Origin of the sequence: Nocardiopsis sp. NPDC049922 (genome assembly GCF_040660275.1) — a bacterium.
Classification (GTDB): domain Bacteria; phylum Actinomycetota; class Actinomycetes; order Streptosporangiales; family Streptosporangiaceae; genus Nocardiopsis.
The window spans coordinates 57,525-80,867 of sequence record NZ_JBFAME010000007.1 but is presented as its reverse complement, the minus strand read 5'-3'; the positions used below and the strand labels follow the sequence as shown (position 1 = coordinate 80,867).

21 protein-coding genes are annotated in these 23,343 nt (G+C 73.4%); 8 read left to right on the top strand and 13 right to left on the bottom strand.

Features of this window, described 5'->3' with window-relative positions:
* Nucleotides 1-86: 86 nt before the first annotated feature.
* From AB0I72_RS15015 to AB0I72_RS15005, 3 genes are all read left to right on the top strand, one after another.
* Nucleotides 87-551, top strand: coding sequence for an SRPBCC family protein (locus AB0I72_RS15015; RefSeq protein ID WP_358567871.1), 465 nt, complete (start codon nucleotides 87-89; stop codon nucleotides 549-551).
* On the top strand, nucleotides 548-886 hold the full coding sequence (locus AB0I72_RS15010; RefSeq protein WP_358567868.1) for a metalloregulator ArsR/SmtB family transcription factor: 339 nt from the start codon (nucleotides 548-550) through the stop codon (nucleotides 884-886). Before AB0I72_RS15015 ends, AB0I72_RS15010 begins: the two co-directional genes overlap by 4 nt.
* Before the next feature lie 89 nt (nucleotides 887-975).
* On the top strand, nucleotides 976-1,416 hold the full coding sequence (locus AB0I72_RS15005) for an SRPBCC domain-containing protein (RefSeq protein ID WP_358567865.1): 441 nt from the start codon (nucleotides 976-978) through the stop codon (nucleotides 1,414-1,416).
* 97 nt (nucleotides 1,417-1,513) lie between these two features.
* On the opposite strand, the gene AB0I72_RS15000 is transcribed toward AB0I72_RS15005, so the two are convergent.
* Genes AB0I72_RS15000 through nirB form a run of 4 tightly spaced genes read right to left on the bottom strand, consistent with a single transcriptional unit; the run spans nucleotide 1,514 to nucleotide 6,223 of the window.
* Nucleotides 1,514-2,206, bottom strand: a complete 693-nt coding sequence (locus tag AB0I72_RS15000; protein ID WP_358567862.1) for a CbiX/SirB N-terminal domain-containing protein — start codon at nucleotides 2,204-2,206, stop codon at nucleotides 1,514-1,516.
* A complete protein-coding gene (locus AB0I72_RS14995) occupies nucleotides 2,203-3,354 on the bottom strand; it encodes a uroporphyrinogen-III synthase (RefSeq protein ID WP_358567859.1) in 1,152 nt (383 codons plus the stop codon). Before AB0I72_RS14995 ends, AB0I72_RS15000 begins: the two co-directional genes overlap by 4 nt.
* Nucleotides 3,351-3,719, bottom strand: coding sequence for a nitrite reductase small subunit NirD (nirD, locus tag AB0I72_RS14990; protein ID WP_358567856.1), 369 nt, complete (start codon nucleotides 3,717-3,719; stop codon nucleotides 3,351-3,353). The genes AB0I72_RS14995 and nirD overlap by 4 nt, the downstream gene beginning before the upstream one ends.
* The gene (gene nirB, locus AB0I72_RS14985; protein WP_358567853.1) at nucleotides 3,716-6,223 is read right to left on the bottom strand and encodes a nitrite reductase large subunit NirB; all 2,508 of its coding nucleotides are present in this window, start codon (nucleotides 6,221-6,223) and stop codon (nucleotides 3,716-3,718) included. The genes nirD and nirB overlap by 4 nt, the downstream gene beginning before the upstream one ends.
* A gap of 194 nt (nucleotides 6,224-6,417) precedes the next feature.
* Between nirB and AB0I72_RS14980 the strand changes: the two genes are divergently transcribed.
* The 3 genes from AB0I72_RS14980 (at nucleotide 6,418) to AB0I72_RS14970 (ending at nucleotide 8,383) form a co-directional block, all read left to right on the top strand.
* Nucleotides 6,418-6,807 (top strand): type II toxin-antitoxin system RelE/ParE family toxin, encoded by a 390-nt coding sequence (locus AB0I72_RS14980; RefSeq protein ID WP_358567850.1) that lies wholly within the window; start codon nucleotides 6,418-6,420, stop codon nucleotides 6,805-6,807.
* Nucleotides 6,804-7,133: a helix-turn-helix domain-containing protein gene (locus AB0I72_RS14975; protein WP_358567847.1), complete on the top strand. Its 330-nt coding sequence runs from the start codon at nucleotides 6,804-6,806 to the stop codon at nucleotides 7,131-7,133. The genes AB0I72_RS14980 and AB0I72_RS14975 overlap by 4 nt, the downstream gene beginning before the upstream one ends.
* Before the next feature lie 119 nt (nucleotides 7,134-7,252).
* On the top strand, nucleotides 7,253-8,383 hold the full coding sequence (locus AB0I72_RS14970) for a hypothetical protein (protein ID WP_358567844.1): 1,131 nt from the start codon (nucleotides 7,253-7,255) through the stop codon (nucleotides 8,381-8,383).
* A gap of 73 nt (nucleotides 8,384-8,456) precedes the next feature.
* Here the strand turns inward: AB0I72_RS14970 and AB0I72_RS14965 are convergent, their stop codons facing one another.
* The 3 genes from AB0I72_RS14965 to AB0I72_RS14955 all read right to left on the bottom strand — a co-directional run bounded on the left by AB0I72_RS14965 (nucleotide 8,457) and on the right by AB0I72_RS14955 (nucleotide 14,975).
* Nucleotides 8,457-10,055 carry an OmpA family protein gene (locus AB0I72_RS14965; protein ID WP_358567841.1) on the bottom strand — a complete coding sequence of 533 codons (1,599 nt, stop codon included), beginning with the start codon at nucleotides 10,053-10,055 and terminating at the stop codon, nucleotides 8,457-8,459.
* A 159-nt stretch (nucleotides 10,056-10,214) separates the two neighbouring features.
* Entirely contained in the window at nucleotides 10,215-11,981 is a 1,767-nt protein-coding gene (locus tag AB0I72_RS14960) for a S8 family serine peptidase (RefSeq protein ID WP_358567838.1), read from the bottom strand.
* 120 nt (nucleotides 11,982-12,101) lie between these two features.
* Nucleotides 12,102-14,975 carry an AAA family ATPase gene (locus tag AB0I72_RS14955; protein WP_358567835.1) on the bottom strand — a complete coding sequence of 958 codons (2,874 nt, stop codon included), beginning with the start codon at nucleotides 14,973-14,975 and terminating at the stop codon, nucleotides 12,102-12,104.
* 199 nt (nucleotides 14,976-15,174) lie between these two features.
* On the opposite strand from AB0I72_RS14955, the gene AB0I72_RS14950 reads away from it, so the two are divergent.
* Together AB0I72_RS14950 and AB0I72_RS14945 are read left to right on the top strand one after the other, a co-directional pair.
* The gene (locus tag AB0I72_RS14950; RefSeq protein WP_358567832.1) at nucleotides 15,175-15,660 is read left to right on the top strand and encodes an anthrone oxygenase family protein; all 486 of its coding nucleotides are present in this window, start codon (nucleotides 15,175-15,177) and stop codon (nucleotides 15,658-15,660) included.
* Between the two features lie 160 nt (nucleotides 15,661-15,820).
* Nucleotides 15,821-16,375 carry a DinB family protein gene (locus AB0I72_RS14945; RefSeq protein WP_358567829.1) on the top strand — a complete coding sequence of 185 codons (555 nt, stop codon included), beginning with the start codon at nucleotides 15,821-15,823 and terminating at the stop codon, nucleotides 16,373-16,375.
* A gap of 71 nt (nucleotides 16,376-16,446) precedes the next feature.
* Here AB0I72_RS14945 and AB0I72_RS14940 read toward each other — a convergent pair whose 3' ends face one another.
* The 6 genes from AB0I72_RS14940 to AB0I72_RS14915 all read right to left on the bottom strand — a co-directional run bounded on the left by AB0I72_RS14940 (nucleotide 16,447) and on the right by AB0I72_RS14915 (nucleotide 23,336).
* Nucleotides 16,447-17,907 carry an FAD-dependent oxidoreductase gene (locus AB0I72_RS14940; RefSeq protein ID WP_358567826.1) on the bottom strand — a complete coding sequence of 487 codons (1,461 nt, stop codon included), beginning with the start codon at nucleotides 17,905-17,907 and terminating at the stop codon, nucleotides 16,447-16,449.
* A 67-nt stretch (nucleotides 17,908-17,974) separates the two neighbouring features.
* Nucleotides 17,975-20,068 (bottom strand): molybdopterin oxidoreductase family protein, encoded by a 2,094-nt coding sequence (locus AB0I72_RS14935; RefSeq protein ID WP_358567823.1) that lies wholly within the window; start codon nucleotides 20,066-20,068, stop codon nucleotides 17,975-17,977.
* Entirely contained in the window at nucleotides 20,065-21,468 is a 1,404-nt protein-coding gene (locus AB0I72_RS14930) for a nitrate/nitrite transporter (RefSeq protein ID WP_358567820.1), read from the bottom strand. The genes AB0I72_RS14935 and AB0I72_RS14930 overlap by 4 nt, the downstream gene beginning before the upstream one ends.
* A 198-nt stretch (nucleotides 21,469-21,666) precedes the next feature.
* Nucleotides 21,667-21,843: a hypothetical protein gene (locus AB0I72_RS14925; RefSeq protein WP_358567817.1), complete on the bottom strand. Its 177-nt coding sequence runs from the start codon at nucleotides 21,841-21,843 to the stop codon at nucleotides 21,667-21,669.
* A 115-nt stretch (nucleotides 21,844-21,958) separates the two neighbouring features.
* Nucleotides 21,959-22,519 carry a hypothetical protein gene (locus AB0I72_RS14920; protein WP_358567814.1) on the bottom strand — a complete coding sequence of 187 codons (561 nt, stop codon included), beginning with the start codon at nucleotides 22,517-22,519 and terminating at the stop codon, nucleotides 21,959-21,961.
* A 190-nt stretch (nucleotides 22,520-22,709) separates the two neighbouring features.
* Complete coding sequence (locus AB0I72_RS14915) at nucleotides 22,710-23,336, bottom strand: maleylpyruvate isomerase N-terminal domain-containing protein (protein WP_358567812.1); 627 nt, start codon at nucleotides 23,334-23,336, stop codon at nucleotides 22,710-22,712.
* Nucleotides 23,337-23,343: the final 7 nt, after the last annotated feature.

The window sequence follows — 23,343 nt, the reverse complement described above, 5'->3', positions numbered from 1 at the left end:
ATCTTTTTTGCAACCTTTGGTTGCGCATTCTGGCGGAGTGCCCTAGATTTTCATGCAACCAAAGGTTGCGAAACAAGGAGAGTGCGATGGAGTACGGCAGTATCGAGCGGGAGATCCACGTCGACGCCACGCCCGAGGTCGTCTATCAGGTCCTCAGCAGGCCCGAACACCTGCGGGAGTGGTGGCCGGACGAGGCCGAGCTGGATCCGGTGCCCGGCGCCACCGGGTTCGTCTCCTTCGGTGACGGGTCCACGTCCGAGAAGGAGGTGGCTCCGCTGACCGTGGTGGAGGCCGACCCGCCCCGACGCTTCTCCTTCCGGTGGACCCACGACGAGCACGCCACCGCGACCCCCGCCAACTCGCTCCTGGTGACCTTCGACCTCGTTCCGTCGGCAGGGGGCACGCTGCTGCGCTTCACCGAGACGGGGTTCCGGGAGAGGGGCTGGGAGGCGGCCGTGCTCGAGGAGCGCTACCGCGAGAACACCGCGGGATGGGACCACTTCCTCCCCCGCCTGGTCGACTACGCCACCCGGCTGGTGTCGACGCCGTGAACGCGTCCGTCGACGACGAGCTCTGGTCGGCGGTGGGCGACCCCGTCCGGCGGCGGATGCTCGACCTGCTCCTGGCCGGTGGCACGGGGACCGCGACCACGCTGAGCGAGCGGCTGCCGGTCACACGCCAGGCGGTCGCCAAACACCTCGGTGTGCTCGACCGGGCCGGGCTGGTCCACGCCACGCCCCGCGGACGCGAACGACGCTACGAGGTCGACCAGCTCCAGCTCGCCCGGGCGGTCGCGCAACTGTCGTCGGTCGGGGCCGCGTGGGACGCCCGGCTGCGGCGCGTCAAACGCGTGGCCGAGGCCGTCCAGCGCGCCCAGCGGGACTGAGCGCGCGCGAACCAACGCCGCCGCGCCCGCCGCGGCGGCGTGAGCGCACCCGGACCCGGGTGCCCACACGCACGACGAGAGGTGATCAGATGGCGGACATCGCGCACAGGATCGGCGTGACCTGCACGCCCGAGGCCGTCTACAGGGCCCTGACCACGGTCGACGGCCTGGCGGGCTGGTGGACGCGGGACACCGACGGCGACGGTGACGCCGGGGGTGTGCTCCGGTTCGGCTTCGAGCCCGGCGCGTGCGCCATGAAGGTGCTGGAGACCCGGCCCGCCGCACACGTGCTCTGGGAGACCGTCGAGGGCCCCCAGGAGTGGATGGGAACGCGGATTCGCTTCGACCTCAGCAAGGAGGGCGACTACACGATCGTGCTGTTCCGGCACGAGGGCTGGAGGGAACCGGTGGAGTTCATGGCCCACTGCAGCACCAAGTGGGCGATCTTCCTGATGAGCCTGAAGAGGATGGTCGAAACCGGCCAGGGCGAGCCCGCGCCCGACGACGTCAGGATCAGCGACTGGCACTGACCCGCCCGGTGCGACGGGGCCGGGCCGGGCACCACCGCCCCCGCGACACACGGTCGCGGGGGCTCGGCGTGTGCGCACGCGCCGAGCCCCCGCTCCTTCAGACCGGCAGGGGGATCGCGGCCCGCCGGTAGCGTTCGGCGACGGCGTGGGCGATCGCCGGATCCGGGCACAGCGGCGGCGCGACGACGTCGGCGCCGACGTCGGCGAGCCGGTCGTGGAACAGCCCCGGGGCGAGCAGCCAGGTGGCCACCGCGACCCGCCTGTGTCCCTGGGCGCGCAGGCGGGCGACCTGTTCGGCGACCGTGGGGCCTCCGGTGGCGATGTAGCCGGTGGCCACGGGGGTGTCCAGGCGCCCGGCCAGGGCGCGGGCGCTGTCGTGGAGTTCGGCGCGGGCGCGCGCGTCGGAGGTGCCGGCGCAGGCCAGGACGACGGCGTCGCCGTCGCGGTAGCCCGCGGTGCGCAGACGCCGGTGCGCGGTGGCCACGACGGCGGGGTGGGCGCCCAGGGCGGGGGCGAGCACGGCGTCGGCCCGACCCGCTCTGGCGAGCTGGTGCGGGATGTCCTTGCGCACGTGGTAACCGCTGGCCAGGAAGGCGGGCACGACCACCACCGGGCCCGGGACGCTGGCGGCCACGTCGCCGACGCTGGGCGTGAGCACGTCGGCGAAGGCCAGGTGGGTGGGCAGGCGGGTGATCTCGCCGACCCGCAGGGCCAGGGAGTGGGCGACGGCGGTGCCGTGCGGGTCGCGGGTGCCGTGGACGGCGAGGATGAGTGCGGGCTGGCGGTTCATGGCGTCGCCGCGCAGTCGGGGGTGTCCAGGGCCAGGCGGTAGCCGCGTTTGACGACCGTCTGGATGATGCGGGAGTCGCCCAGGGCGGTGCGCAGGCGGGCCACGGCCGTCTCCACGGCGTGGGCGTCGGCGTCCTCGCCCAGGCAGGTGAGCAGGTGGGCGCGGTCGCGGACCTGGCCGGGGCGGCGGGCGAGTTCGCGCATCAGGCGCATCAGCGTGGGTGAGAGGGTGTGGACGGTGCCGTCGACCAGGACGGCGTGGCCGCGCAGGCGCAGGCGGTGTCCGGCCACGTCCAGGGTGGGGAACCGGTTGGGGAGTTCCTCGGTGAGTTTGCGTACCTGGGCGCCGATGCGGGCGCGCCCCGGCCACACGGTGGGGATGTCCTGGGCCATGAGGGGGCGGGCGGTGACGGGTCCGACGCACATGGCCAGGACGTCGCCGCGCAGGGCCGAGACGAGGGCGTCGGCCTGGCCGTTGGTGCGGGCGCGGGCGAGCAGTCCGGCGGCGGCGGGGGCGCTGGTGAAGGTGACGGCGTCCACTCCCCCGGTGGTGACGGCTTCGATGAGCCGGTCCAGGGGGGCGGTGTCCTCGGGTGGGGTCCACCGGTAGACGGGGACCTCGACGACGTCGGCGCCGGCCAGGCGCAGGGCGGCGGTGAAGTCGGGCAGGGGTTCGCCGTGGAGTTGGATGGCCACGCGCAGCCCCTGGACGCCGGTGGCCAGCAGGTAGTCCAGGACCTCGGCGGAGGACTCGGAGGGGGGTGACCACTCCTCGGTGAGTCCGGCGGCGCGGATGGCGCCCTTGGCCTTGGGGCCGCGGGCGAGCAGGCGGGAGGTGCGCAGGGAGGCCAGGAGGGGTTCGACCGTGCCCCAGGTCTCGCAGGCCTCGACCCAGCCGCGGAAGCCGATGCCGGTGGTGGCCACGACGACGTCGGCGGGGCGGCGGGCGAGTTCGGAGGAGACGGCGGCCAGGCGCTGGTCGTCGCTGAGGGGGACGATGCGCAGTGCGGGCGCGGCCACGACCTCGGCGCCCTTGCGGCGCAGCATGGCGGCGAGTTCGTCGGCGCGTCGGGCGGCGGTGACGGCGACGGTGAACCCGGCCAGGGGCGCGGTGGTGGGTGTGGGTGGTGCGTGCACGGTTTCGGTCACGGGGTTCCCTCACTGGTGTGGATCTGGACGGTGTCGCCGTCGACGCGGACGGGCCAGGTGGTCAGGCCGGTGGTGGGGTCGTCCAGGCTGTGGCCGGTGCGGAGGGAGAAGACGTGCTTGAGCATGGGTGAGGCGACGGTGGGTTCGCCGTCGCGGTCGCCGACGATGCCGCGGGAGATGACGGCGGCCTGGGTGTAGGGGTCGATGTTGTCGACCGCGTACAGGTGGTCGTCGTGGGTGCGGAACAGGGCGGCCTGGCGGCCGTCGGGGAGCAGGACGGCCACGCCGTCCTCGGGGTGGAGGCGGTGGGCGGGGCAGGCGTTGATCCAGGTGCCGGTGCGGGTGGTGTGGGTGGCGGTGGTCATCGGGTGGCCTCCTGCGGTCGGGGGGTGGGCATGCCGAGGTTGAGGGGGGTGCCGGGGACGGGCTGGTCGCGGGTGGTGGTGAAGGTGATGGTGGGGTCGGGGGTGTCGGGGGCGTTGGCGAAGGACACGAACCGGGCGAGCTTGTCGGGGTCGGCCAGGACGTCGGCCCACTCGTCGGAGTAGGCGGCCACGTGGTGTTCCATGGCTTGTTCGAGTTCGGCGGCGATGCCCAGGCAGTCGTGGACGACGACGTCGCGCAGGTGGTCCAGGCCGCCGTCCATGGCCTCGATCCAGGGTGCGGTGCGTTGGAGGCGGTCGGCGGTGCGGATGTAGAACATCAGGAACCGGTCGATGTAGCGGATGAGGGTGTCCTCGTCCAGGTCGGAGGCGAGGAGTTCGGCGTGGCGGGGGGTGAAGCCGCCGTTGCCGCCCACGTACAGGTTCCAGCCGTTGTCGGTGGCGATGACGCCGAAGTCCTTGCCGCGGGCCTCGGCGCACTCGCGGGCGCACCCGGAGACGGCCGACTTGAGCTTGTGGGGTGAGCGCAGGCCCCGGTAGCGCTCCTCCAGGCGGATGGCCAGGCCGACCGAGTCCTGGACGCCGTAGCGGCACCAGGTGGTGCCCACGCAGGACTTGACGGTGCGCAGGGCCTTGCCGTAGGCGTGTCCGGACTCGAAGCCGGCCTGGACCAGGCGGGACCAGATGGCGGGCAGCTGTTCGAGGCGGGCGCCGAACAGGTCGATGCGCTGGCCGCCGGTGATCTTGGTGTAGAGGTTGAAGTCGCGGGCGACCTCGCCGATGACGATGAGCTTGTCGGGGGTGATCTCGCCGCCGGGGATGCGGGGGACGACCGAGTAGGTGCCGTTGCGCTGCATGTTGGCCAGGTACCGGTCGTTGGTGTCCTGGAGGGTGGCCTGTTCGCCCTGGAGGATGTGGCCGCCTCCGAGCGAGGCGAGGATCGAGGCGACGGCGGGCTTGCAGATGTCGCAGCCGCGGCCGGTGCCGTGCCGTTCGATGAGGGCGGAGAACGTGGTGAGGCCGGTGGCGCGGACGATCTCGACCAGTTCGGTGCGCGACTGGGTGAAGTGCTCGCACAGGGCGTTGGACTGGACGATCCCGGCCTGGTCCAGGAGCTGCTTGAGCATGGGCACGCACGAGCCGCAGCTGGTTCCGGCTCGGGTGCAGGCCTTCAGGGCGGGCACGTCGGTGGAGCCGGAGTCGATGGCGTCGCAGATGGCGCCCTTGGTGACGGCGTTGCACGAGCAGATCTGGGCGTCGTGGGGCAGGGCGTCGGCGCCCACGGTCGCGCCGCCGTCGGGGGTGATCAGGGCGAGCGGGTCGCCGGGCAGCGGGGAGCCGGCCAGGGGGCGCAGGGTGGCGTAGGCGGATGCGTCGCCGACCAGGACGCCGCCGAGGAGGGTGGTGGCGTCGTCGGAGAGGACGAGTTTGGCGTAGCGGCCGCTGGCGGCGTCGTTGACGACCACGTCCAGGGCGCCGGGTGTGCGGCCGTGGGCGTCGCCGAAGCTGGCCACGTCCACGCCCAGGAGCTTGAGCTTGGTGGAGGTGTCGGCGCCGGTGAAGGTGGCGTCGCCGCCGACGAGGCGGTCGGCGACGACCTCGGCCATGGCGTTGCCGGGGGCGATGAGGCCGTAGACGGTGCCGCGGTGGTTGGCGGCCTCGCCGATGGCCATGATGTGGGCGTCGCTGGTGGTGCAGGTGTCGTCGACGGCGATGCCGCCGCGGTCGCCCAGGTCCAGGCCGCAGGCGCGGGCCAGGTCGTCGCGGGGGCGGATGCCGACGGAGAAGACGACCAGGTCGGTGTCCAGGTGGCCGCCGTCGTCCAGGACCAGGCGGGCGGCGTGGCCGTCGGGGCCGGGTTCGATGGCGGTGGTGGCGGTGCCGGTGTGCACGCTCACGCCCAGGTCGGTGACGAGGTTCTTGAGCAGGGCGCCGGCGCCCTCGTCGATCTGGGCGGGCATGAGGTGGGGGGCGAGTTCGACCACGTGCGCCTTCAGGCCGAGCAGGCGTAGGGCGTTGGCGGCCTCCAGGCCGAGCAGTCCGCCGCCGATGACGACGCCGGTGCGGGCGGTGGCGGCGGAGGCGGTGATGGCGTCCAGGTCCTCGATGGTGCGGTAGACGTGGCAGCCGGGCAGGTCGTGGCCGGGGATGGGTGGGACGAAGGGGGTGGACCCGGTGGCCAGGACGAGGCGGTCGTAGGGCAGGGTGCGGCCGGTGGAGGTGGTGACGGTGCGGGCGGCGCGGTCGATGGCGGTGGCGCGTTCGCCGACGTGGACGTCGGTGCGGGGGCCGGCGGGGTCGCCGAGGGAGAGGTCGTCGGCGCTGGCGCCGTCGAAGTAGGAGGAGAGGGCGACGCGGTCGTAGGCGGTGCGCGGTTCCTCGCCCACGACGGTGGTGTGCCAGCGGTGGGCGGTGTCGCGGTCACGCAGGGCCTCGACGAGTCGGTGGCCGACCATGCCGTTGCCGATGACGACGAGTTCTTCCATGGGTGTTCGGCTCCTCCGGGCTGCGGTGCGGTCGTGTTTCAGGCAACCCGGGGGGTGTTTCCCCGGCGTCAGACGGTTGTGACGGCTATGTTTCGATGTGCTGTCGCCGCAGGTGGCGGATGAGTGATCGGTGCGGGGTGGTGAGTTCCTGGATTTCCACCACGCGCAGGTATAGCATTTCCTAGACTCCCGGCATGAGTGAACGTGACTGTGTGTGGGACATCTACCTCGTGGATGAGGTACGGGAGTGGTTGGAGAAGCTCCGGGCCGACGATGAGGGAACGTTCGATCTGGTGGAGGGCGCGCTCTTCGCACTGAGTGTCTCGGGGCCGGCCCTGAAACGGCCCTTGGTGGGTACCATCGCGGGCTCGACGATCAGGAATCTCAAGGAGCTGCGGCCGGGATCGACGGGGCGAAGCGAGGTCAGGATCCTCTTCGTGTTCGACCCATGGCGCTCGGCGATACTCCTGGTCGCAGGGGACAAGGCGGGTCACTGGAACCGCTGGTATGACCGGGCCGTCCCGGCAGCCGAACGGAGGTTCCATGACTACGTGGAGCGGCGATCCAAGGAGGAGGAACGATGAGCGGGTACAGCGAGTGGGACCGCGACGGCTACGTCGACCGGGTGGGGGGACCGCAGGAGGCGGAGAAGCGTCGGCGCGCGCTGCTGGCACGGGTGGACGCACAACGGCTCATACGGATCCGCAAGGAGCGCGGACTGACCCAGGCCGCCGTGGCGGAACGCATGGGAGTGACCAAGGGGTGGGTGAGCCAGATCGAACAGGGCGAGGTGTTCACCGTCGACGCGATCGCCCGCTACGTTCACGCGCTCGGTGGCGAGCTCAGGCTCACCGCGGACTTCGACGGGTGCAGTTACACCGTGAGCACGGACCGGTTGGAGGCGTGTTGACCGGGTGAGTACGGCTCCCCCGTGGGAGGGAGGCGGTTCACCCCTGGCGGGGAGGTCGCGGGGCGGGGCCTGGCGGGAGGGTGGAGCCAACGCTTCGGCCCTCGAAGGGAGCCCTGATCATGACCGTCTCCTCGTCCGTTCGACCCGCCGTCCCCGACCGTGGGGGGCCGCGTGCGCGTGTGGCGCCCTGGCTGACGCTGGCCTGGTCGGCGGTGGCCGTCGCCCTGGGGTTGGGGTGGTGGTCGGGTGTGCTGCCCAGGGGTGTGCCCGAGGGTGAGTCGTTCGGGTCGCTGTTCTCCGGCCAGGGGCTGGGGGTGGCCTCGGGTGCGATGGCCGTGTGCGGGCTGGCCGGGCTGGTGTGCTCGGTGCTGTTGCTGCGCCGGGGCGGTGCGGGCGGTCGGGTCGCCGAGGTGGGCGCCTGGCTGATGGCGGTCGCGGTCCTGACGGTGTTCGTCGACGGGTCGCTGCTGGCCTTGCTCGGGTACACGATGATCGTGCCGGTCGCGGGCTGGTTCGTGCCCGGGCTGCCCTCGGCCTATGTGTCCGCCATCCTGGAGCCCACGGCGTTGACGTTGCTGTTCTGCGCCGTCGGCGTGGTCCTGTGGGCGGTGGCGGCGCTCGTCCACCGCGGGGTGGTGCGCGACGCGTGCCAGCGCTGCGGGCGCGAGGAGGACTGGACCCCCGGGGAGGAACGGCGTGTCAGGGCGAGGGCCCTGCGGGTCGGGCGGTGGGCCGTGGGTGTGGGCGTGGTGCTGGCCCTGCTGTACCCGGCGCTGCGGTTCCTGTGGCTGTTCGGTGTGATGCTCGACTTCGGTGAGCAGGAGACCCGGCGGATGCTCACGGACTCCTCCATGCTGTTCACCGGTCTGGCGCTGGGGGCGGCCGGAGCGGTCGGCGCGGTGCTCATGCTGGGTCTGGTCCAGCGGTGGGGCGTGCGGTTCCCCCGGTGGATGGTCGGGCTGGCCGGGCGGCGGGTCCCGGTCGCGCTGGCGGTGGCGCCCGCGAGCCTGGTGGCCGTGGCCCTGGTGGCGATGGGCCGCAGCACCCTGGTGCAGTTGATGACCGCGATGGAGGGGTCGACCCCCGTCACCGAGCCCGTGCACGCGACGGTGTTCCTGTCGATGGGGGCCTGGGGTGTGGCGCTGGGGGTGGCCACGGCCGCCTACGCGGTGCGGCGGCGCGCGGAGTGCGGTGAGTGTGAGCGGGGCCTGCCGGAGGCCGATCCGGTGCGGACCCCGGTGGCCGGGTAGGAACCCGGGGCCCGCGGGTGCGGGCCCCTCCCCCGCCTCGCGCGGCCCCGCCCGGGAGCGGGGCCGCGCGTCGTCAGCGGACGGGCACGTCGACCTGGCCGAACGCGCCCGCGTACAGGGTCATCTCGGTGACGTCCGGGGCGGGAGCGGGGAACACGGCCAGGGCCAGGTACTGCTCGCCGGTGGCCAGCTCGTTGATCCGGTCGGCGAAGTCCTCGTACTCGCCGTCCCCGGTGCGGATGCGGACGACGTACCGGATCAGGCCGGTGTCGGGTTCCTGGACGCGGAAGCCGCCCAGGGTGCCCTGGGTGTACTGGGCGGGGCCGCCGGGGACGGCCGACGCGTCCACGTCCAGGTCCGCCTCCAGGGGTGAGAGCGTGGAGTTCTGCAAGCCCACCATCTGGAACGCGTAGGCGCCGTCGCGCACCATCGGGTAGACGTGCAGGTCGACGTCGTCGTGGATGAGGGTGGTGACGGGTTCGAGCTCGTCGAAGAAGTGGGCGGGCTCGGCGACGTGGCGGCGGGCCGAGGCCAGGCCGTCGGTGTCGGCGGAGCCGTCGGCGCCTGGGGACACCTGGTAGGTGAACTCCACCCGGCGGTTGCGGGCGCGGGCCTGCTCGTCGTCGGGCCCGCCCTCGGTGGCCAGGGGTTCGGCGCTGCCGCGCCCCTCGATGGTGAGGGTGAACTCGCCGTCCAGTTCCCGCTCCAGCAGGGCGCGTGCGGCCTCGGCGCGTTCCTGGGACAGGGTCTGGTTGTGGGTGTCGGAGCCGACGCCGTCGGTGTGGCCGACGATGGTGATCTCCTCGACCCGGGGTCCGATGTGGGAGCGCAGGGTCTGGGCGCCGGCGCGGATGGTCTGCGCGGCGTCGGCGGTGGGTTCGGAGTCGTCGAAGGCGAACATCTCGTCGGCGTGCAGGGCGATGGTCTCCTGGTCGCCGGCGCGGGTGGTGGAGGCGGTGGGGCCGTCGACGAAGCTCTCCATGGTCTGGCGCCTGTCGGCGGTGTCCAGGCCGGGGGGCGGCGGGTTGTCGGGGTACCAGATCTCGTCGGGGAGTTCGGGTTCCTGGGCGAAGGTCTCGGGGTCGATGTACTCGTGGGCGTTGGGTTCGGGGGCGGGGGTGAAGGCGTCGACGCGGGTGAGGGGGATGCCCGGGACGAGGCCGATCCCGGCGCCGGTCAGGGTCAGGTAGTCGACGTCCTGGGTGGGTGCGGGGAAGTAGCGGCGCAGGGTGGTGGGCAGCCCCTCGTGGGTGGGCATGGCGGGGTCGCCGGGGACGAAGTGGGTGCCGTAGGGTTCGTCGCCGCTTTGGGGGTCGTGCAGGAAGCGCAGGACCTCGCCGGAGACGGGGTCGACCAGGCGCACGGGCGGGTTGCGGCCGGTGACGCTTCCGGGCAGGTCCTCCAGGTAGTTGTGGGTCACCTCCAGCATGAGGTACTCGCCGTCGTGTTCGAGGCCGGTGACGGTGAGTTCGAAGGTGACGTCGTTGCCGCCCTCGATGGACATGCGTCCCTGGCGGACGAAGGGCGGTGTGGGGCGTTGTCGCTCGGAGGCCTGCGCGGAGGGCGCGTCGGTGGGGTCGCCGCCGGTGGAGCCGTCGAGAAGGGCGCAGGAGCTGAGCAGGAGGCCCAGGGTCAGGGCCGCGACGGCCGCTGCGGGGGTGCGCGTGGTCATGGTGCGGTTGGCTCCCTCACGGTGGGCGCGGGTGGGTCCGCGGTCACGCGGGTGTGCGTGGTCTTCGACGCGGGGACTGGCGCTGGGGTTCACGTGAGGGGTGTGGGCGTGGCGGCGGCCCCTCCCGGGGGGGAAGGGGCCGCGCGAGGGGGGTGGGGGTTAGGACAGGGTGACCGTCTTGGTGAGCGAGCCGGTGGCGCCGGTCTCGTCGGTGACGGTCAGGACGATGGTGTAGGTGCCCGGACCCGGGTAGAAGTGCCAGGTGGTCTCACCGGTGCCGGTGGTGCCGTCGCCGAAGTCCCAGCTGTAGGAGACGATCGGGGCGTCCCCGGCGCTGGACCCGGAGGCGTCCAGGCTGCAGTAGTAGTAGAACCACGAGTAGCAGTAACCGCTGAATTCGGCGGTCGGCGCGGTGTGGTCCGGGGCGCCCACCGTGACCTCGACGGAGTCGGAGTTGGTGGCGCCGGTGTCGTCGGTGACGGTCAGCGTGACGGTGTAGGTGTCCTCGCTGGCGTAGGTGTGGGTGGTGGTGGCGCCGGTGCCGGTGGCGCCGTCGCCGAACTCCCAGGCGTAGTCGGTGATCTCGCCGGCGGACCCGGACCCGTCGAAGGAGCAGGTCAGCGTGGTGTCGTCGCAGGAGTGCGAGATGGAGGCCACGGGGCCGTCGGGCGGGGTGGTGTCACCGCCGGGGAAGATCTCGGGGTCGCCCACGTCCAGGAGCGGCTCGTGGATCCCGTCGCCGGAGGTGTCGTTCCAGTCGTGGTTGCCCGCGTCGGTCAGGGTCTGGTACATGGCCATGACGTCGGCGCGGTCGGCGGGCTTGGCGTCGCCGGTGGCCAGCAGGGCCAGGCCGCCCGCGGCGTGCGGGGAGGCCATGGAGGTGCCGCTGATGGTGTTGTAGCCGCCGCCGGGCCAGGTGGAGGTGATGCAGGAGCCGGGGGCGGCGATCTCGATGACGGAGCCGTAGTTGGAGAACGTCGACAGGGTGTCGTCGGAGTCTCCGCGGCAGCTCAGGGTTCCGCCGTTGCCTCCGGGCCGGCCGTCGGAGTCGGCCATGGAGGAGACGGTGAGCACGTCGGGGTGGTTGGCGGGGAAGAAGTTGGCCCCGTCGACCCCGTCGTTGCCCGCGGCGACAGCCCAGGCCACACCGGCGTCGACGGCGTTGGTGATGGCCTGGCTCAGGGCCTGGTCGGTGCAGCCGTTACAGCCCAGGCTCATGTTGGCCACGGCGATCTGGTCGGCGTTGGCGGTGACGTAGTCCACGCCCGCGGTGATGCCGGCGAGGGTGCCGCTGCCGCCGGCGGTCAGGACCTGCACGTTCCAGATGTCGGCGCCCGGGGCCATGCCGACGACGCCCTCGCCGTTGTCGATGGCGGCGGCGCTGCCGGCGACGTGTGTGCCGTGGCCGTTGCCGTCGGTGGCGGTGTTGGACACGCAGGTGCCGCTGGTGCAGTTCACCGAGTCGACGACGTTGAGGTCGGGGTGGGCCCCGTCGACACCGGTGTCCAGGACGGCGATGGCCACGTCGGGGACGTAGTCGGGCTGTCCGTTGATGTCCAGGTTGGGGTTGTCGGGGGCGAAGGTGCGGGAGATGCCGTTGGGGGTCTCCTGGTCGAACGCCTCGAGGACTTGGTCCTCCTGGACGTAGGCGACGTCGGGGTCGGAGAGCAGGTCGGCGGCGTCGGCGGCGGTCATGTCCGCGGCGTAGCCGGTCAGGGCGTGCTCGTAGACGCCGTTGGGGTCGTCACCGTTGCGCTGGGCGACCTCGTCGGGGTCGGCGTTGTCGTCGAGGACGACGATGTAGGTGCGTTCGGTGGGGTCGGATGTGTCCAGGAACGCGGGGATCTCCGGTTCGGCGGCGGCCGGGGAGGCTGCCAGGAACGGCAGCACCACGGCGGCCGCGATCGCGGCGCCGATCTTGCGCATGTGGGGGAACCCTTCGATGGAGGGATGCGTGGGTCGGGTGGCCACCCATGTGTCATGCTCCGTCGCGGGGCGTGGTCGAACAATACGTATCTACTACGTAGTTAAGAAGTGATCGGGGCACTACGTAGCGGAGGGAGTCGCGGGGTCGGACAGATCGCGCCGCGAGCGCAGGCCGAGTTTGGCCAGCGCGTTGGCCACGTGGGTCTCCACCGTGCGCGGGGACAGGTGCAGCAGCGCCGCGATCTCCCGGTTGGTGCGTCCCTGGGCGGCCAGCGTCGCGATCTCGCTCTCGCGCGGCGACAGCCGTTGGTCCTTGCGACCGCGCCCGGTGCCGGGAGCCGCGCTCACCCCCTGGGCGCGCAGGGCGCGGCGCACCCGCGCGGAGTCCCAGGCGGCGCCGAGCTCGGTGTAGTCGGCCAGGGCCGCGCGCAGACCCTCCACACCGGCCGACGCGGCGCCCTGGTGGTCGGAGCGGGCCAGGTGGGTGTGGGCGGCCGCCTCGCGGGCCTGGGCGGCGTCGTAGGGGCGCGACATCGCGCGGTAGGCGGTCTCGGCCTCGGCGTACAGGTGCAGTGCCCGGTCGAGGTGGCCGCGGTGGCGGGCGAGGGCGGCCTCGAACCGGGTCAGGGACGCCTCGGCCGCCGGGGCGTGGGCGCCGCCCAACCCGGCGCGGAACCGGGCGCACAGATCCTGGGCCACGGCGCCGCGTCCGCTGTCCAGCAACGCCTCCATGCCGGGGACCAGGTCGGCGGCCCACACCCAGATCCCCTTGCTGGCCACCAGGGACACCAGCCCCTCGACCTGCTCCCAGGCGGCGGCGTGGTCGCCCTGGGCGGTGGCCAGGCGCGCCAGGAGCCCGGCGGCCAGGGCGCGCACGGGCACGGTGTGGTCGGGGGCGGGGCGCGGCCCGGTGTCGGGGTCGGGCTGGACGCGCGCCAGCAGGGCCTGGGCGGTGGCCGGGTCGCCCTGGGCCAGGGCCAGACCCGCGCGCACGACGGTGAGTTCGGCGGTGACCCCGTGCAGGTGGGCCAGGCGCGGGGAGCGCAGGTTGCGTTCGGTCTCCTCGGCCAGCCCCGACCACGTGCCGCGCACCCAGTCCAGAAGCAGGCGCAGGGTGTGGGCGCTCTCCTGTACGTAGGGGGCGTCGGCGGCGACCGACCAGTGCGTGGCGTCGTCCAGGTGGCCGTCGGCGCGTTCGTAGTGGCCGAGCATGACGGCGGCGTCGGCGAGGTTGAGGGAGCCGCGGGCGAACTCGCGGCGGCGGGCCAGGGTGTCGGGGGTGGGGTGGGCGTGGGCGGGTCCGGGGTCGGGCAGGGCGATCCGCCAGGCGCCGGGGTCGCCGATCTGGGCGAGCAGGGTGGCGTGGTTGACCGCGACGATCTGGCCGACGGCGGGGTCGCGGCTGCGGTCGGCGGCGGCCACGGCCTGCCGCATCCACCGGCGGTGGGTGTCGACGGAGTCGGAGGTGTCGCGGGGCACGGCCAGGGCGCACATGGCGCGGGCGGCCAGGTCGGGGCGGGTGGACAGTTCGGCGGTGGCGCGGACGAGTTCGCCGCGCGCGGTGCGGCCCTGGGCGGCCTGGTTGAGCAGGAGCAGTCCCAGTTCCATGCGCAGTTCGCCGCGTTCGGCGGCGCTCAGGCCGGGGGTGGTGAGCACGTCGCGCAGCAGGTCGACGGTGTGTTCGGCGCTGATGCCGGTGAGGGCGGCGCGGCCGAGTTTGAGGGCGAGTTCGCAGCGGCGGCGGGCGGGCAGGCTCTGGCGGGTCAGGGCGTCGCGGAGCAGGGTGACGGCGGTGGTGTCCTCGCCGTGGGCCAGGGCGAGGTCGGCGGCGCGTTCGGCGTGGTCGGTCCAGGCGTCCAGGAGTCCGGCCTCGCGGGAGTGGTGGGCCAGGCGGGCGTGGTCGGGTTCGGTGGCCTCGGCCAGGACGGTCAGGGCGGCCCGGTGCAGGCGGCGGCGTTTGTCGCGGGCCAGGGCGGAGTAGCACACCTGGCGCAGGAGGGGTGTGGCCAGGGCCAGGGTGGCGGGGTCGGTGGTGTGCAGCAGGCCGCGGCGGCAGGCGCGGGCCAGGGCCTTCTCGGCGCGGTGCGGGGTCAGGTCGGCGACGTGGGCCAGGTGGTCCTCGTGGGAGGGGGCGTCCAGGACGGCGGCGGCGCGCAGCAGGCGGCGGGTGTCGCGGTCGACGGTGCGCAGGTGGTGCAGCCACCAGTCGCGCAGGGGTGTGGGGACGGGGGGCGCGGCGGGGACGGGGGGTTCGGTGGGTGGGCGGGCGGCCAGGTGGCGCAGGGTCTCGACGGCGGCCAGGGGTTGGCCGCCGGTCCAGGCGTGCAGGCGGTGGGCGTCCTCGGGGGTGACCGGGGTGGGGGCCAGGATGTCCCGGGCCAGGGCGAGCAGGTCGTCGGGGGTGAGGGGGTCGAGGGTGAGTTCGTGGTGGGTGGTGCTGGAGGGGGCGTGGGCGGCCAGGGCCGCCACGGGGAAGGAGCGGGGCAGCTCCTCGGGCCGGTAGGTCAGGACGAGGGAGAGGGTGGCCGGCAGGCGGGGGGTGAGGTAGTGCAGCAGGTCGCGGGTGGAGGGGTCGATCCACTGCACGTCCTCCAGGACCAGGACGGTCGGCCCCAGGGCGTCCAGGAGTTCGGTGAAGGCGCGGTAGGTGCGGTGGTGGTCGTCGGCGGGCGTGGCGGCGGGGGGCAGGGGCTCGGGCAGGCGGTCGCCGTGTTCGGGTATGAGCGGGTGCAGGGCTCCGCACAACGGGCTGAGCCCGTCGGGGATCGGGGCGTCGCGGAGGGCTTCGATGACGGGGGCGAGCGGGAACGGTTCGGCCCGGGGCGGGCAGTGGCCGATCAGGACGGTGGTGTCGGTCGCCTCGTGGAGTTCGTGGACCAGACGGGACTTTCCCGATCCGGCGGCCCCGGCCACGAGGACGAGGTGTCCGGGGTCTGCCGCCGTGCGCATCTGCCGTCGTTCCCGGGCGCGTCCGACGAGCTGGGGGGAGCACACCTACCGAACGGTATAGCGACACGCCGCCGAGGAAAAGGGGGTGCCGTCATACGGATCCGGTGCGACGGGCGGTGGGAGTGGACAGTCTGCCAATCCCCTCGGGTGCGTCGACCTGGGACGGGAGGGGGTATGGCGGGCGCCGGGCCGATAGTCTTCGCGCGCAAGCGTGGATGGGCGGCGCAAGGGTGGGGTGAGTGGTGTGCAGACGGTGCTCGCGGTCGTGCCGGTGGTGTCGGTGGTGTTGACCGGATTGTTCGCCGGTCTGTTCTTCGCGTTCTCGGTGGCGGTGATGCCGGGGCTGCGGCGTGTGGGTGACCGGGTGATGATCGAGACGATGCAGGGCATCAACGTGGCGATCCTCAATCCCCTGTTCGCCCTGGTGTTCCTGGGGGCTCCGGTGGCGGCGCTGGTCACGGTGGTGCTGTACGCCACCGGCGGGGCGTGGGCGGCGGCCGGGTGGGCGGCGGTGGCCGCGGCGGCCCTGGTGGCGGTCCTGGTGGTGACGTTCGCGGCCAACATCCCGCGCAACAACGCGCTGGAGGAGGCGGGCCCGGCCGAGAACGTCGCCGACCCGGCGGCGGTGCGGGGCGCGTTCGAGACGGTGTGGGGGCGGTGGAACCACGTACGCAGCTGGTTGTCGGCGGTGGCGTTGGTGTGCGGGGTCGTGGCGGTGGGTGTGGGGTAGGCGGAGTACCTCCACCGGGGGCGGCGGTGAGGGGACGTCACCGGCCCGCCGTTGCTTGCGGGGCGAGCGCGCTCGCGGCGGCCGACGCCGGGACGTGGACGCCGTCCTGGGCGAGCGGGGGGCTGTCCACGGCGGGGCCCGATGGGCGAGAATCGCGCCCATGAGTGAGCTGAACAAGCGCGCGGACCTGTTCCTGGAGCCCGGGAGCGACCCACGGATGAACGGGCCGCGGCTGGGTGACGAGCGCGCCACGCTGAGGGAGTTCCTGCGGCTGCAACGGCTGACGTTGGAGATCAAGTGCGAGGGGCTGTCCGCCGGGGAGCTGGCGTGCCGGTCGGTGGAGCCCTCCACGATGTCGCTGCTGGGGCTGGTGCGGCACATGGCGGAGGTGGAGCGGATCTGGTTCCGGCGGCGGCTGTCGGGCCTGGACGCACCGCCGTTGTTCTGCACGCCCCAGGAGCCCGACGCCGAGTTCGACGGGGCGGTCGCCGACCCCGAGGTCGTCGCGCACGCCTGGCGGGTCTGGCGTGAGGAGACGGCGTTCACCGACGACTTCGTGGCCCGGACGCCGTCGCTGGACGCCACGTTCGAGATCGACCGGCACGGGCGGATGTCGCTGCGCGAGGTGCTGGTGCACATGATCGAGGAGTACGCGCGCCACAACGGGCACGCCGACCTGTTGCGCGAGCGCATCGACGGCCGGGTCGGCCAGTAGCGGCGTCGTTGCGGTGGGTCGGCGGTGGGTGTGCCCGCCGCCATGGCCTCGCGGCGGGCACACCCACCGGGTCAGCCGACGCCGGCGGTGTCGGTGTCGTTCAGACCCGACAGCAGGGCGTTGACGTCGCGCACGCACCCGCCGCACCCGGTGGTGGCCCGGGTGGCGCCGGCGATGGCCTCGCGGGTGCGGGCCCCGTCCAGCCAGGCCTGTTCGATGGTCTCGCGGGTGACGGCGTTGCACCGGCACACCAGCGTCCGCTGGCCGCCGCCCTCGGACGCCGCCTCGGGCGCGGCCGTGGGCAGGCCCTGCACCAGCGCGAGGCGGTCGGCGGGCACGGGAGCGCCGGTGTCGAACAGCTGGGACACGGTCGCCGCCGCCTCGGGAAAACCCAGCAGGACGGCGCCGACCACGCGCTCGGCGCTGACCACGAGCTTGGCGTAGCGGCCGCCGTGCGGGTCGCTGACGGTCACCGTCTCCAGGCCCTCGGAGTCCTCGTCGTCGTGGACGCGGCCGAAGGCGGTCAGCTCGATGCCCTCGGCCTTGAGGCGGGTCAGCGGGCTGGAACCGGTGTAGGTGGCGTGCGGTGCGGTCCCGGTGAGCCGTTGGGCGAGCACGGCCGCCTGTTCCCAGCCGGGTTGGACCAGTCCGGCCCCGCCGCCGGGGTGCTGGGCGCAGTCGCCGATGGCGTGCACGCGCGCGTCGGAGGTGGTGAGGGTGTCGTCGACGACGACGCCGTGCTCGACCTCGATCCCCGCGTCCTTGGCCAGTTCGGTGTTGCCGCGCACCCCGGCGGTGACCACGAGCGCGTCGCCGGGCAGGACGCGTCCGTCGTCCAGTTCCAGGCCGGTGCCGGGCACCCAGCGGGAGGCCACCCGCCAGGAGTGCACGGTGACGCCGAGGGCGGCGTACTGGGCGGCGAGGATGCGGGCCGCGGGTTGGTCGATCTGGCGGCGCATGATCCAGGGCGAGGACTCCACGACCGACACGCGCATGCCGCGGCCGACCAGTCCGCGGGCCGCCTCCAGACCCAGCACGCCGCCGCCCAGGACGACGACGGGCGCGCCGGGGCGGGCCAGGGACAGCACGCGTTGGCAGTCGGCCAGGTCGCGCAGGGCGGTGACGCCCTCGCCCGGTCGGCCGTCGGGGGCGGCCACGCCGGTGACGGGCGGGAAGGCGGCGCGGGCGCCGGTGGCCAGGACGAGTTCGTCGTAGTCCAGGTGGGTGCCGTCGTCCAGGGTGAGGCGGCGCCGTTCGGTGTCCAGGGCGGTGGCGGCCACGCCGGTGCGGACGGTGACGCCGGGGGTGTCGGGGACGGGCAGGCGGATCTGGTCGGGGGTGTAGGAGCCCGCGACCACGCCGGAGAGCAGGACCCGGTTGTAGGCGGCCTGGTCCTCCTCGCCGACGACGGTGACGTGGACGCGCTCGCCGGCCGGGTCCAGGCGGGCGGTCTCCTCGGCGAAGCGGGCGCCGACCATCCCGTTGCCGACGACCACGATCTGACGCGGGGAGGGTCCCTGCGTGGTGCTCATCTGCGGCCTCCTGGTGGTGGTGTGGTGTCCCGGGCGGCGGTGGCCGGGGTGGGCGGGTGGGAGCGGGTCACGGGGTGGGTTCGGGCTCCAGGCGGACCGCGCTGACCTTGAACTCGGGCATGCGGCTGGTGGGGTCCAGTGCGGGGTTGGTGAGGTTGTTGGCGGCCTGGGCTCCGGCGAAGTGGAAGGGCACGAACACGGTGTCCAGGCGGGCGGTGGGGGTGAGGCGTACCCGGGCGCGGGTGTGGCCGCGGCGGGAGGTCAGGCGGGCCCAGTCGCCGTGGGCGAGGCCGGCGCGGGCGGCGGTGTCGGGGTGGACCTCGACGTAGGCCTCGGGTTCGGCGTCGGTGAGTTCGGGGACGCGGCGGGTCTGGGCGCCGGACTGGTAGTGGCCCATGAGCCGTCCGGTGGTGGCGATGAGCGGGTAGTCCTCGTCGGTGGTCTCGGCGGGTGGGCGATGTGCGACGGGGACGAGGCGGGCGCGGCCGTCGGGGTGGGCGAAGCGGTCCAGGAACAGGCGGGGCGTGGGCTCGCCGTCGGCGCGCACGGGCCAGTACAGGGCCTCGCCGTCGGCCAGGCGCTCGGGGGTGGCGCCGGAGTAGTCGGAGGGCGCCCCGGCGGAGGCCCGGCCGAGTTCGGCCAGGACGGTGTCGGGGTCGGTGGGGAAGCGTTCGGCGGGCTGGCCCAGGCGGACGGCCAGGTCGGCCAGGACCTGGAGGTCGGTGCGGACGCCCTCGGGGGGTGCGGTGGCCTGGGCTCGGCGCAGGATGCGGCCTTCGAGGTTGGTCATGGTGCCCGATTCCTCGGCCCACTGGGCGACGGGCAGGACCACGTCGGCCATGGCGGCGGTCTCGGACAGGACGAAGTCGGCGGCCACGAGCAGGTCGAGGGAGGCCAGGCGGTCGCGGACGCGGTCGGCGTCGGGGGCGGACACCACCGGGTTGGAGCCGAACAGGAGCATGGCGCGGGGGCCGCCGTCGGCGCCCAGGGCGTCGAGGAGTTCGAAGGCGCTGCGGCCGGGGCCGGGCAGGGTGTGGGGGTCCACGCCCCACACGGAGGCGACGTGCGCGCGGGCGGCCGGGTCGTCGATGCGGCGGTAGCCGGGGAGCTGGTCGGCCTTCTGGCCGTGTTCGCGGCCGCCCTGGCCGTTGCCCTGGCCGGTGATGCAGCCGTACCCGGAGCCGCGGCGGCCGGGCAGGCCCAGGGCGAGGGCGAGGTTGATCCAGGCCGAGACGGTGTCGGTGCCCTTGGCGTGCTGTTCGGTGCCGCGGCCGGTCAGGATGTAGGCGGAGCGGTCGCGGGCGGCCTGGCCGAGCAGGTCGGCGGCGTGGCGGAGGCGGGCGGCGGGGACGCCGGTGACCTGTTCGGTGCGTTCGGGCCACCAGGCGGCGGCGTGCCGCCAGGCGTCGTCGAAGCCGTGGGTGCGGGCGTCGAGGTAGTCGGTGTCGGTCCAGCCCTGGACGTGGACGGCGTGCAGCAGGCCCAGGGCCAGGGCCAGGTCGGTGCCGGGGCGGGGGGCCAGGTGCACTCCCCCGTTGTCGAGGGCGGCGCGGGCGGTGCCCGACTGGCGCGGGTCGATGACGACGAGGGTCGGCGCGGACAGGTGGCCCATCATCGGCGGCATGGTCTCGGCGGGGTTGGCGCCCGCCAGGAGGACGACCTGTGCCTCGGCCACGTCGGTGAGGGGGAAGGGCATGCCCCGGTCCAGTCCGAAGGCCTTGTTGCCCCCGGCGGCGGCCGAGGACATGCAGAACCGGCCGTTGTAGTCGATCTGTGAGGTGCCCAGCGCCAGTCGGGCGAACTTGCCCAGGGTGTAGGACTTCTCGTTGGTCAGTCCACCGCTGCCGAACACCGCGACCGCGTCGGGTCCGGACTCGGCGCGCAGCGCGCTCAGGCGTGCGGCGACGAAGTCCAGTGCCGTGTCCCAGTCCACCTCGGTGAGTTCGGCGTCCCGGTCCTTGCGCATGAGGGGCCGGGTGAGGCGGTCGGGGACGGTGAGGACCTCGGTGGAGGTCCAGCCCTTGCGGCACAGCCCGCCCCGGTTGGTGGGGAAGTCCGCCGGTCGGGCGGTCAGGCGTCCGTCCGGTCCGGTGTCCAGGTGCATGGCGCACTGGAGCGCGCAGTACGGGCAGTGGGTCGTGGTGCTCGGGCCGTGGGTCATCGTGCGACGGTCTCCGTGGTGCCGGTGGCCGGGGTCGGGGCGCCGGGGCTGGCGGCCGTGGTCGGGGTGCGCATGTAGACGGTGTAGGTGACGGCGGCGCACACGGCGTAGAAGGCCAGGAAGGCGACGAGTCCGGGGGAGGCCGACTCGGTGGCGCGGAAGGACTCGCGGAAGACGAGGTTGATCGCGACGCCGCCGAAGGCTCCCATGGCGCCGATGAGGCCGAGCATGGAGCTGGCGATGCGCTTGTTGTAGGAGTGGGCTTCTTCGGCCGGGGTGCCCGCGGAGATGGCGCTCTGGGCCTTGGCGGCGTAGAGGGACGGGATCATCTTGTAGACGGAGCCGTTGCCGATGCCGGTGAGGACGAAGACGACGGCGAAGACGCCGATGAACAGGGCCAGGTTGTCGATCTGGATGGAGGCGACGGCCAGGCTGGTGGCGACCACCATCGCGATGAAGTTCCAGAAGGTGACCCGGGCGCCGCCGAGGCGGTCGGCCATCTTGCCGCCGACGGGGCGGATGAGGGAGCCGATGGCGGGGCCGAGGAAGGTGACGGAGGCCGCCTGGAGGGGTTCGAGTCCGAACTGGTTCTGGAGCAGCAGGCCGAAGGCGAACCCGAAGCCGATGAAGGATCCGAACGTGCCGACGTAGAGGAAGGACATGATCCAGAAGTGCCGGTCGCGGGTGGCGGCGATCTGGGCGGACACGTCGGTGCGGGCGCTGGTGAGGTTGTTCATGCTCCGGAAGGCGATCCAGATGGCCAGGAGGATGAACGGGGCGTAGAACAGTGGGACGACGTGGCCGGCGCTCGCGGTGAACAGGGCGATGACGGCCAGGCCGACGAGCTGGACGGTGGCGACCCCGATGTTGCCGCCGCCCGCGTTCAGGCCGAGCGCCCAGCCCTTCTCCCGCTCGGGGAAGTAGAAGTTGATGTTGGCCATGGAGGAGGAGAAGTTGCCTCCGCCGACGCCCGCGGTGGCGCCCAGGACCAGGAACAGCCAGTAGGGGGTGTCGGGGTTCTGGATCAGGTAGAAGGCCAGCGCCGTGGGGATGAGCAGCAGGGACGCGGAGATGATCGTCCAGTTGCGGCCGCCGAAGATCGGCACGGCCAGGGTGTAGGGCACGCGTAGGATCGCGCCGACCAGGGCGACGAGCGAGACGAGCAGGAACTTCTGTTCGGGCGCCCAGTCGAACCCGGTGGCGGGGGTCATGAACAGGGCGAGCACGGACCAGATGCTCCAGACGGAGAAGCCGATGTGCTCGGACAGGATCGACGCCCACAGGTTGCGCTTGGCGATGGGTCGGCCGGTCTCCCGCCAGAAGGCGGGGTCCTCGGGGTCCCAGTGGGTGATCCAGGACCGTCCGGTCCGCTGGCTGGGTGAACTGGTCTCGGGGGCCACGACCAGGCCTTCCTACTCGACGGTGGTGACGAAACCGAAGGTAGGAAGTGCGCGTTGCCTGGACGTGTCGCGTCGTAACACTCGGGAAACAGTGGGCTCACCCCAGGCCCGTGACCTCGGTGAGAACCGCGTAGTAGCAGGTGGTGCGGGGTGAGCGGGGGCGCGGTTGTGGTGTGTGCCACTTTTGCGCGGTGGGGGTCAGTCCCGGGTGTGCGACCTGCGGGTCTGGGAGGTGTTGAGCGCCAGGCCGAACGCCAGGCCGAGGGCGATGCCCAGGGCCGGGTTGTCCATGGCCACGCCGAACGCGACCCCGGTGCCGAGCCCGACGGCCAGCCACGGGCTGGTGCAGAACGTGATCGCGCGGTCCTTCGTCATGGCGTCCCCTTCGTGTGGCGTGGTCATGGATGGGACGTGTCGGGCGTGTGTCCGGTTCCCCGGCGGCCGTTGACCGGTGCGGGCGATCCGATCGGCCGCCCTCGTTCACGCGCTCCTAGGAACGCCGTTCGGCCAGGGTCGCCAGTTCCGCGAGGGAGCCCACGCGTGCGCACTCGGCCTCGGTGAGCCGGTTGACGAGGTGGCGGGTGCGTTGGGCCTGGGGTGTGGAGGGCAGCTCCCCCGCGTACAGGTGGGGCAGACACAGCTGGGAGCTGCACGCCGCCCGGAAGGTGTGCCGGTGCGGCGCGCGGCTGACCGACCAGGCCACGCGCACGGCGTGCTCGTTGCCCGGCGGGACGTCCGGGCGGTCCGGTTCCTGGGCGGCGTAGCGGTAGCCGTCGGCCAGGTCGCAGGGCCCGCATCCGCGCTCGCCCGATCCCAGGGGGTGGGCGCATTCCGGGCAGGGCTGCCGGTCCAGGGCGGCGTCGACCACCCGCCACGGGAAGCGGTGCGGCTCCTCGGTCACCATGCGGGCCAGGTCCCGCTCCTCGGGCGTCCCCGGCAGGACCTCCCACGCCTGGCACAGCCCTGACCACGCCGCCTCGACCTCGCCCGCGATCGCCGCCATGGTGCGGGCCAGCTCCGGGCTGCGCCACCGGCGCTCGTGGGTGTCCATGCCCGGCACGGTAGCCGGAGGCCGGAGAATCGGCCACGGGTTGTTCCCGACCGGTCTCCCGTGCCCTCCCGCCGGTCCCGCGCCGGTGGCGGTCGCCGCGACGCGGGGGCGTGCGGCGCCCGTGGTCGCACCGGGATCGAGCCGGATGCCGCCGCGGGTGCGGAGACAACGGACGGTCCGCTGGGTCAGGTCACGCGCTTGCACCGCCGAACACGCTGAACCCGACAGGCAGCGGGGCGCGTCCGGTGAGGGCGAGCAGTACCTCGCCCAGGCGGTCCGAGGCCAGAGCCCCGGCCAGGTGCAGCGCCGACCGCGCGGCCGGGGCGGGCGGTACGGGCCGCTCACCCAGCGCGGCCGCCAGGTCGCAGGTGTGCACGACGAGCTCGAAGGTGCGGGTGGGCAGGTACTCCGCGAGTGTCATCACCCCGAACGGCGTACCGACCAGCGCGTCGTCGGGTGCCTCGTCGATCCGGCTGAGCACGCGGTCCACCAGGTCCGCCACGGCCCCGGCCGGGTCGACGCCGAGTTCGACCCCGGCGGCCCGGCCGCGTTCGGCGATCGCCGCGGGATCGGCGGTCGACCCGGCCCGGAGGTAGTCGGCGGCCGACGCCACCTCCACCGCTCCGGTGGCGCCGAGGTAGGAGGCGACGGTCGAGAGGGCCCGGCTCGTGTGTCCGACCAGGTCGCGGACCGACCACTCACCCAGTCCCGGGGCGTCGAGGTGGTCGGCGGCGCGTACGGTGACGGACTGGTACCACCGCGCGGCCGCGGCGTGGTTCGCGCGCCACTCGGCGCTGGTTTCCTTGAGCGTGTTCACGGGGTTC